The organism is Streptomyces sp. OfavH-34-F (assembly GCF_022347745.1).
Lineage (GTDB): Bacteria > Actinomycetota > Actinomycetes > Streptomycetales > Streptomycetaceae > Streptomyces.
On record NZ_JAKRGC010000050.1, the window covers coordinates 20,404 to 29,580 of the forward strand.

General features: G+C 72.0%; 2 protein-coding genes. Both read right to left on the reverse strand.

All coding sequences use genetic code 11. The features are described from left to right. Nucleotides 1-14 precede the first annotated feature (14 nt). A complete protein-coding gene (locus tag MHW47_RS11055; protein ID WP_239222503.1) occupies nucleotides 15-3,365 on the reverse strand; it encodes a type I polyketide synthase in 3,351 nt (1,116 codons plus the stop codon). A 240-nt stretch (nucleotides 3,366-3,605) separates the two neighbouring features. Beyond that, nucleotides 3,606-9,177: type I polyketide synthase (locus MHW47_RS11060; protein ID WP_239222504.1), on the reverse strand; the 5,572-nt coding region annotated here is incomplete at its 5' end.

The following is a 9,177-nucleotide window of genomic DNA, read 5'->3' on the forward strand; positions in this document are numbered from 1 at the left end:
CAGCTGATCGCTGGCTAGGAGATGCCGAATTCGCTGTCGAGCACGTCGAACAGCTCCTCGTCGGTGACCGTTTCGAAGTCGGGCCCCTCACCGGCCGTCGCCGGGTCGCCCTGCGCGTCGCGCCACCGCCGCACGATGGCTTCCAGCCGAGCGGTGATCGCATCCGCTCGGGCACTGACCGTTTCGGCGTCCCCTCCGGCGGGAAAGCCGCCCAGCACGTCCTCGATCCGGTCCAGTTCGGCGAGCACGGCGGCAGCCGGATCGTCGGCCCCCGCTCCCGGCTCGGCGTCCAGGCAGTCCGCCAGGAACGCGGCGACGGACCGCGGGGTCGGATAGTCGAAGATCAGCGTGGCGGGCAGGTCGCACCCGGACGCGGCCGTCAGCCGCTTGCGCAGCTCCACGGCGGCCAGCGAGTCGAAGCCCATGTCCCGGAAAGCCACGTCGGTCTCCACGACGCCGACGGAGGCGTGCCCGAGCACGGCCGCCACATGCGTACGCACCAGGGCGAGCAGCACCCGCCCGGCCTCGGCCGGCCCGGCCCCCGCCAGTTCCGCCCGCAGGTCCTCGGCGGCCCGCTGGGACTCCTCGGCCGTGGGCACCTCGTGCGCCACCCCCGGCCCTGTGCCGCTGGTGGTGCCGCTGCCCGCCACCCAGAAGCGGGTGCGCTGGAACGCATACGTGGGCAGCTCGACCCGGCGCGCCCCGCTCCCGGCGAAGTACGCCTCCCAGTCCACGCGGACCCCTTGTGCGTACAGCCGCCCCACCGCTCCGACCAGCGACTCCGCCTCGGGCCGGTTCCTGCGCAGCAGCGGTACGAGCGCGGTCTCCTCGTCGGTCACGGAGGAGGCGCCGAGCGCGGTGAGTACGGCGTCGGGACCGATCTCCACGAAGGTGCGGGCGCCAAGTGCCTCGGCGGCGATTACGGCGTCCGCGAAGCGGACGGGTTGGCGGACCTGGTCGACCCAGTAGTCGGGGGACTGCCAGTCGGTGGAGGGGGCGCCGGTGACGGTGGAGACGACGGTGATGCGGGGCTCGTGGAACGTCAACTGGGCCGTGATGGACCGGAACTCGTCCAGCATCGGGTCCATGAGGGTGGAGTGGAAGGCGTGCGAGACGGGAAGGCGGCTGGTCTTGCGACCGGCGGCGGCGAAGTACTCACCGACAGCCAGCGTTTCGGGTTCCGCGCCGGAGACGACGACGGCCTGGGGACCGTTCACCGCCGCGATCCCTACACCGGAGGTGAGAAGAGGGCGCACCTCGTCTTCGGACGCCTGGACCGCGACCATCGCCCCGCCTGCGGGAAGCGCCTGCATGAGACGTCCGCGAGCGGCGACGAGCTTGGCCGCATCGGCAAGGGACAGCACCCCGGCAACATGCGCGGCAGCCAGCTCCCCGATCGAGTGACCGATCACGACGTCCGGCTTGACGCCCCAGCTCTCCACCAGCCGGAACAACGCCACCTCGAAAGCGAACAGCGCGGGCTGCGTGTACGCGGTCGAGTTCAGCGCCTCGGCGTCGTTCCCCCACACCACCTCCCGCAACCCTGCGGCGAGATGCGCGTCTACCTCCCCGCACACCTCATCAAACGCCCTCGCGAACACCGGGAACGCCTCGTACAACTCCCGTCCCATACCGAGCCGCTGCGCACCCTGCCCGGTAAACAGGAACGCCGACTTCCCTCCCCGGCGGGCGCGGTCCACGATCACCGCAGGGTGTTCGTTTCCCTCCGCCAGCGCGGTCAGCGCCTCCGCATGGCCGGCCTCCGCGTGGCCGAGGACGACCGCCCGGTGGCTGAAGGCGGTCCGTGTGGTGGCCAGGGAGAGCCCGATGTCCGCCGCATCGGTCTCGTCGGGCCCTCCCAGGACCTGTTCCCGCAGGCGGGCGGCCTGAGCACCGAGGGCCTGCTCAGACTTTGCCGTCACCACCCAAGGAACTACGGGGAGCGCGGCCCGCACGACCGCCTCCCCCGCCTCTTGCGGCGCCTCCTCGACGATCACGTGGGCGTTCGTCCCGCTGATCCCGAACGAGGACACCCCTGCCCGCCGCACCGTGCCGCCGGCCTCCCACGGCCGCGACTCGGCCAGCAGCTCGACGGCACCGTCCGCCCACTCGACCTGGTCCGAAGGCGTTTCGGCGTACAAGGACTTGGGAAGCACGCCGTGCCGCAGGGCCATGACCATCTTGATGATCCCGGCGACGCCCGCCGCTGCCTGGCTGTGCCCCATGTTCGACTTGATCGACCCCAGCCACAGCGGACGGCCCTCCGGCCGCTCCTGCCCGTAGGTCTCCAGGAGCGCCTGCGCCTCGATCGGGTCGCCGAGCGTCGTCCCCGTACCGTGCGCCTCCACCGCGTCCACCTCGGCGGCCGTCAGCCCCGCGTCCTCCAGAGCCCGACGGATGACGCGCTGCTGGGCCGGCCCGTTGGGGGCGGTGAGGCCGTTGCTGGCGCCGTCCTGGTTGAGCGCCGAACCCCGGATCACGGCGAGCACGGGGTGGCCGTTGCGACGCGCGTCGGACAGCCGCTCAAGCAGCAGGACGCCCGCGCCCTCCGAGCAGGCGACACCGTCCGCCGACGCGGAGAAGGACTTCGAGCGTCCGTCGGGGGCGAGGCCCTGCTGCGTGCTGAAGTAGACGAACATGTCCGGCGTCGACATGACCGTCACCCCGCCGGCCAGGGCGAGCGAGCACTCCCCGGAGCGCAGCGCCTGGGCCGCCATGTGCAGCGCGACCAGCGACGACGAGCACGCCGTGTCCACACTGACCGCCGGTCCTTCGAGCCCCAGCGTGTACGCCACCCGGCCCGACACCACGCTGCCGGCCGTGGTCGATCCGGGCTCCGCGCCGAGCGCGTAGTCGTGGTACATCACCCCGGCGAACACCCCGGTCGACGAACCCTTGAGCGTCGTCGGATCGATCCCCGCCCGCTCGATCGCCTCCCAGGACACCTCCAGGAGCAGCCGCTGCTGCGGGTCCGTCACGAGGGACTCGTTGGGGCTGATCCCGAAGAACACCGGATCGAAGTCCGGAGCCCCGTAAAGGAACCCGCCCTCGCGCGCGTACGTCTTGCCGGGCTTCCCCGGTTCGGGGTCGTACACACCTTCGTCCCAGCCCCGGTCTGCGGGGAACTCCCCGATCGCGTCCACACCGTCCGCGACGAGCCGCCACAGCTCCTCCGGAGTCGTCACCCCGCCCGGATAGCGGCACCCCATGCCGACGACGACCACCGGATCGTCGTGGTGGGCGCCCCGGCCGGACGGCCCCGCCGCCTCAAGGCGAAGCTCCGCGTCCGCCAGCCGGCGGCGTGCGTCCCGCAGATCGGTCGTGGCCCGCTTCAGGTATTCGAGAAGTCGCTCTTCGTTGCTCACAGAGACTCACTCCCTCTGGTAGACGATCCGTGGCGACTCACTCACGCGGCGTCCAACGTTGATCGGATTCGAACGCTACTGAGCGCTCCGAGGGGCGGCCTACCCTTAACCCACCCCTGCCGCGGGCCCCGATACGGCGGGGCCGGAGCACACGAAAGGCCGGGGTGCGCGGCGGCTGTCCTACAGCCGCCGCGCACCCCGGCCGGGTGCCCGTCCCGCCTGGTGAGGCGGTGCCGGGTGTCAGGGGGTGGCGGGGGTTCCCAGCTCGTTGTCGAGGATGTCGAACAGCTCGTCCGCAGTGACCGCGTCCAGGTCCTGCGCCGCCTCCTCGACCGTGCCGCGCACCGGTTCGTCGAGCCGGCCCGCAAGCTCCCGCAGACGTTGTACGAGCTTGGCGCGTTCGGGACCGGCGGGCGGGGCGTCGGTGGCGAGCAACGTCTCCAGCTTCCCGAGGTCCGCTTCCGCCCTGGACACCGGCACGGCCGGGACGAGGCGGGCGGCGATGTACGCGGCGACCTCCGCCGCGCTCGGGTAGTCGAAGATCAGCGTCGCGGGCAGTCGCACCCCGCTGACCGCCGTGAGCTGGTTGCGCAGTTCCACCGAACCGAGGGAGTCGAAACCCAGCTCCCCGAATGCGCGGTCCGGTTCGATCGCCTCCCCGGAGGCGTGCCCGAGTACCGCCGCCGCGTGCCCTCGTACGACGTCCAGGATGATCCCGGTCCGCTCCTCCTCGTCGCATCCCGCCACCCGCGCGGCGAGCCAGGCCCCCTTGGCCGCACCGGTCGTGGTCCGCTTCCGGGCCGGCGGCGCCATGGCCCGCAGAAGAGCCGGGAGTTCATCGGTACGGGCGCGCAGGGCGCCTTGGTCGATGCGCAGAGGGACGGTGGCCGCGACACCGGAAGCGAGGGAGGCGTCGAACAGGGCGAGCGCCTCCGTCTCGGACAGCGCGGGCGTACCGGCCCGGCGCATGCGCTCCAGGTCGGCGTCGGCCAGGTGGGACGCCATCCCGGTGTCGACGGCCCACAGCCCGAAGGCCATCGCGGTCGCCGGAAGACCTTCGGCATGACGTTTGGCCGCGAGCGCGTCGAGGAAGACGTTGGCCGCCGCGTAGTTCCCCTGCCCGGCCGCCAGAACCAGACCGCCGGCCGACGAGAACATCACGAACGCCGACAGCCCCATGTCCCGCGTCAGCTCATGCAGATGCCACGCCGCATCCACCTTCGGCCGCAGGACGGTGTCCATACGGCCGGGCGTCAACGCCCCCACCATTCCGTTGTCCGCGACACCGGCCACGTGCACGACACCCGACAGCGGATGCGCCGGGTCCACCGACCCGATCACAGCGGCCAGCGCACTCCGGTCCGCCACATCACACGCCGCCACGGAGACAGAGGCACCGAGCCCGGACAGCTCCGCGACCAGTTCGTCGGCGCCCGGCGCATCCGCACCCCTACGCCCCACCAGAAGCAGCTGCCGCACACCGTGTTCGACCACCAGATGCCGGGCCACGCGCGCACCCAGCCCACCGGTCCCCCCGGTCACCAGCACCGTCCCGTCCGCATCACACACCGGGCGAGCCGCCTCATCGGCCGGGGTGGCCGCCGGGCGCAGGCGTGGCACCCGTACCTCGCCGTCGCGCACCAGCAACTCCGGCTCTCCCAGGGCCACCAGCGGGCCCACGGGTACCGAGTCGTCGGTGTCGATCAGCAGGAACCGGCTCGGGTTCTCCGCCTGCGCGGCCCGGACCAGCCCCCACACGGGCGCCTGCCGGACGTCCACAGCTCCGGTGCCCACCGCACCGCGCGTGACGACCGCCAACACCGCGCCCTCGGGCCGGTCCACGGTCAGCCAGTCCTGTACGGCGTCCAGGGTCTGCCCCAGCACGCCGCGTACGGCGCTCGGCAGATCAGTGGCGGCCTCTTCCTCCACCACGCACTCGTAAACCTCGGGCGAGGGTGACTCGCCCGCAGCGCTGCCCAGCGTCACGGGCAGCCACTCCACCGCGAGCAGCGAATCAGCGGTTCCAGAGCCGGATTGCTGGTCCCAGACGGGCCGGGAAAGCAGGGACTCCACCGACAGAACGGGCGCTCCGTGCTCGTCCGCGACAGTCAGCGAGAGACCGTCCTGCTGGGCGACCGGCCTGACCCGCACCCGAAGGGCGGTGGCCCCGGCCGCGTGCAGGGCCACCCCGTTCCAGGCGAAGGGAAGCAGCGTCTGCCCGCCGTCCTCGCGGCCCGGAATGGCCAGCAGCCCGACATGCATCGCCGCGTCCAGCAGGGCGGGGTGCAGGCCGAAGCGCGCGGCGTCCTCGTGGGCGGACTCGGGCAGGCGAACCTCCGCGTACAGCTCCTCGCCGAGGCGCCAGGCTGCGGTGAGGCCCTGGAACACCGGCCCGTAGTGGTAGCCCGCCTCCGCGAGGTCCTGGTAGGCGCCCTCGACGGTCAGCTCCTCGGCACCGGCGGGCGGCCACTCCATGAGCCCGTCCACCACGGCCTCCTCCGCCACGGGGGCCAGGATTCCCTCGGCGTGCCGGGTCCACGGCATGTCCGGCTGGTCATCGGCGCGCGAGTGCACCGACACGCTGCGGCGCCCGGTCTCGTCGGCCGCTCCGACCGCCACCTGCACGGCAACGCCGCCGAGGGGGTTCAGGACGAGGGGAGCCTGAAGGGTCAGCTCCTCCAGCAGCCCGCAGTCGAGTTGCTCGCCGGCCCGGACGGCGAGTTCCACGAACCCGGTGCCCGGCAACAGCACGCTCCCGAGGACGTTGTGGTCCACGACCCAGCCGTGCGTCCCGGCCGCCAGCCGGCCGGTGAGCACGGCACCGCCGTCGTCGGGCAGGACCACGGCCGCGCGAAGCACCGGATGGTCGATCGCGACCTGCCCGGAAGCGGCGACGGCCCCGCCCTCGGACGTGGGTGCCTCAAGCCAGTAGCGGGAGCGCTGGAAGGCGTACGTGGGCAACTCGACGGTCCGCGCCCCGGAACCGGCGTACAACGCCGCCCAGTCCACCCGTCCCCCGCCCACGAACACTCGGGCCAGGCCGCTGACCAGCGTCTCCGGCTCGCGTCGGCTCTTGCGCACCAACGGCACGAACGCACTGGCTTCCTCGCCGGCCGCGACGGCACCGAGCGCGGTGAGGACGGCGTCCGGGCCGATCTCGACGAACGTACGGGCACCGAGGGCTTCGGCGGCGTTTACGGCGTCCGCGAAGCGGACAGGGCGACGGACCTGATCGACCCAGTAGTCGGGGGACTGCCAGTCCGACGACGGCGCACCGGACACGGTGGAGACCACGGCGATGTGAGGCTCGTTGAAAATCAACTCCGCTGTGACAGACCGGAAGTCGTCCAGCATTGGGTCCATCAGCGAGGAATGGAACGCGTGCGAGACGGAAAGGCGCCGGACCTTCCGCCCCAGACCCGCGAAGTGCTCACCGACGGCAACCGCCTCGGACTCCACACCCGACACGACCACCGAACGGGGACCATTCACTGCGGCGATTCCGACACCGGGCGTAAGGAGAGGACGCACCTCCTCCTCGGACGCCTGGACCGCGACCATCACCCCGCCTGCGGGAAGCGCCTGCATGAGACGGCCCCGAGCGACAACCAGCTTCACCGCGTCAGCGAGAGACAGCACCCCAGCGACATGCGCGGCGGCCAGCTCCCCGATCGAGTGACCGATCACGACATCCGGCTTGACGCCCCAGCTCTCCACCAGCCGGAACAAGGCGACCTCGAAGGCGAACAGCGCGGGCTGGGTGTACGCGGTGGAGTCGAGAGCGTCGGCGTCGTTCCCCCACACCACCTCCCGCACCCCTGCAGCGAGATGCGCGTCTACCTCCCCGCACACCTCGTCAAACGCCCCCGCAAACACCGGGAAGGCGTCGCACAGCTCGCGCCCCATACCGAGCCGCTGCGCACCCTGACCCGTGAACAGGAACGCCGTCTTGCCCTTCGCAGCCACCCCGCGAACCACCGCCGGATGCTCCTCGCCGGACGCCAGCGCAGCCAGCGCATCCTCGCGGTCACCAAGCACCACGGCCCGGTGCTCGAACACCGGCCGGGATGCCACCAGCGAGTGGCCGATGTCCGCGGCCCGGTGGTCACCTGCGACGGACAGCAAGCGGGACGCCTGCGCGGCCAAGGCATCCGTGCTCTTCGCAGTCACCACCCAAGGCACTACGGCTGGTTCGCTCCCCGGCTCACCACTCACGGTGTCCGTGGACGCCTCCGGTGCCTCCTCCACGATGACGTGCGCGTTCGTCCCGCTGAGCCCGAACGACGACACCCCGGCCCGACGCGGCCGCCCCGCCGGCAGCCATGCACGGGCCTCCGTCAGCAGTTCCACGTCACCCTCGGACCAGTCGATCTGGTCCGAACGCTCCTCCGCATGCAGAGTCGGCGGCAGCACACCGTGGCGCATCGCCATGACCATCTTGATGATCCCCGCGACACCCGCAGCCGCCTGCGTGTGACCCATGTTCGACTTGATCGACCCCAGCCACAGCGGCCGGTCCTCGTCACGCCCCTGCCCATACGTCGCCAGGAGCGCCTGCGCCTCGATCGGGTCACCCAGTCGCGTGCCCGTACCGTGCGCCTCCACCGCGTCCACCTCAGCCGCAGTCAGCCCCGCAGCGGACAGAGCCTGGCGGATCACCCGCTGCTGCGACGGACCATTCGGCGCCGTGAGGCCGTTACTCGCACCGTCCTGGTTGAGCGCGGACCCCCGGACCACCGCCAACACCGGGTGGCCATTGCGCCGCGCATCGGACAGCCGTTCAAGCAGCAGCACACCCGCGCCCTCGCCCCAGCCCGTGCCGTCCGCGCCCGCCCCGAAGGACTTGCAGCGGCCGTCCGGCGAGAGGCCGCGCTGCTCGCTGAAGTACACGAGCATGTCGGGGGTGGACATGACGGTCACACCGCCCGCGAGCGCCAGCGAGCACTCACCCGAGCGCAGTGCCTGCGCCGCAGAGTGCAGCGCGACCAGCGAGGAGGAGCAGGCCGTGTCCACGGTGACCGCAGGGCCTTCCAGGCCGAGCGTGTAGGCCACCCGACCGGACACCAGGCTTCCCGCCGTGCCCCCGGCGTAATCGTGGTACATCACCCCGGCGTACACCCCGGTCCGACTGCCCTTGAGCGTCGTCGGATCGACACCGGCCCGCTCGATCGCCTCCCACGCCACTTCCAGGAGCAACCGCTGCTGCGGGTCCATGGCCAGCGCCTCGCGCGGACTGATCCCGAAGAAGTCCGGATCGAACTCGCCCGCGTCGTACAGGAACCCGCCGTCACGCGCGTACGACTTCCCCGGAACGCCCGGCTCCGGGTCGTAGACGTCCGGGTTCCAGCCCCGGTCGCCGGGGAGCGGGGCGATGGCGTCCACTCCGTCCGCGACCAGGCGCCACAGCTCGTCCGGGGTGGTGACACCGCCCGGATAGCGGCAGGCCATCCCGACGATGACGACCGGATCGTCGGCGTCCGCACGCACGGCGACTGCCTGTGCGGGCCCGTGGTCCGTGTCGGGGGCGCCGTCGAGGAGTTCCAGGACGAACGCGGCGACGGCCTCGGCGGTCGGGTGGTCGAAGATCAGCGTGGCGGGCAGCCGAAGCCCGGTCTCGGCGTCGAGCCGGTTGCGGAGTTCCACGGCGGTCAGGGAGTCGAAACCCAGCTCGTCGAAGGCACGGCCCGGTTCGATGGACTCGCCGGAGGCGTGCCCGAGAACCGCGGCGATCTTCGCCCGGACCAGCTCCAGGACCGCTTCGGCGCGGGCGTCGCCGGTCAGGCCGGCGAGCCGGGTCCGCAGGGCCGACGCG